General features: G+C 65.9%; 2 protein-coding genes. Both read right to left on the bottom strand.

Annotated elements, in window-relative coordinates:
• Positions 1 to 9: 9 nt before the first annotated feature.
• Positions 10 to 843: a PTS system mannose/fructose/sorbose family transporter subunit IID gene (locus DW661_RS10040; RefSeq protein ID WP_118935483.1), complete on the bottom strand. Its 834-nt coding sequence runs from the start codon at positions 841 to 843 to the stop codon at positions 10 to 12.
• A partial coding sequence (locus DW661_RS10045; RefSeq protein WP_147324175.1) for a PTS sugar transporter subunit IIC occupies positions 824 to 1,063 on the bottom strand: 240 nt, incomplete at its 5' end. The genes DW661_RS10045 and DW661_RS10040, both read right to left, overlap by 20 nt.

Below are 1,063 nucleotides of genomic sequence, written 5' to 3' on the forward strand. Positions count from 1 at the left end.
GCCGGGCCCTTACGCCAGCACGCCGAAGAACGCGCCGACGATGCCCACGGCCATGGTGGCCACGATCAGCACCATGGGGTTGATCTTCTTGGACAGCAGCCAGTAGTACAGCCAGAAGGCGAGCATGCCGAGCATGCCGGGCATGATGCCGTCCAGGATGTCCTGGAGGGTCTGGGCGTCCTCGCCCGAGCCGATGGCCACCGGGATGCTGGCCCAGAACATGTCCTTGCACATGGCGCCCACGACCATGACGCCCACGATTCCCACGCAGGTCATGATCTTCTGCATGAGGCCGGTCCTCTGGGCCTCGTCCAGGAAGCCCACGCCCAGCTCGTAGCCCTTGACGGCGCCCCAGACGCGCAGCGCGAAGCCGGGGACGTTGTAGATCAGCAGGAAGGCGATGGGGCCGAAGGGGTTGCCGGCCTGGCACAGGCTGATGCCCACCGCGGCGGCGACCACGCGCAGCGTCGACAGGAAGATGGAGTCGCCGATGCCGGACAGCGGGCCCATGAGGGCGGCCTTGACGTCGTTGACGCTCTCGGGCTCGATCTCGCCGCGGGCGACCTTCTCCTCCATGGCCATCGCGATGCCGCCGACGAACGGGGCGAACTGGACGGTGATGTTGAAGAACGCGCAGTGGCGGTGCAGGGCCTCGGCGTAGTCGTCGGGGCGGCCGGCGTAGATCTTCTTGAGCATGTTGGCGACCATCAGGCAGAAGGCGATGTTCATCTGCTTGTAGTAGGTCCAGGAGAACTCCATGCCCAGGGCGCCGACGTTGACGGCGCTCTTGACGAGGTCGGAGCGCGTGATCTTGTTCTCGGGACTAGAAGTCATCGTCCTCATCCCCTTCCGCGGAGAGCTGGGGCTGGGCTCCGCCCAGGCCGAGCAGGTCGAACTTGTCGATGCCGATGATGATGGCGATCAGTGCGACGCCCAGGACGGGCACGTTGGCGTAGGAGCACAGCAGGAAGCCCAGGAAGTAGAAGGGCACGAGCTGCTTGGTGAGCACCAGGCGGCCGAGCATGGCGAAGCCCATGGCCGGCAGGATGTTGGCGGCAACGCC

It is taken from the genome of Collinsella sp. AM24-1 (assembly GCF_003470325.1).
Lineage (GTDB): Bacteria > Actinomycetota > Coriobacteriia > Coriobacteriales > Coriobacteriaceae > Collinsella.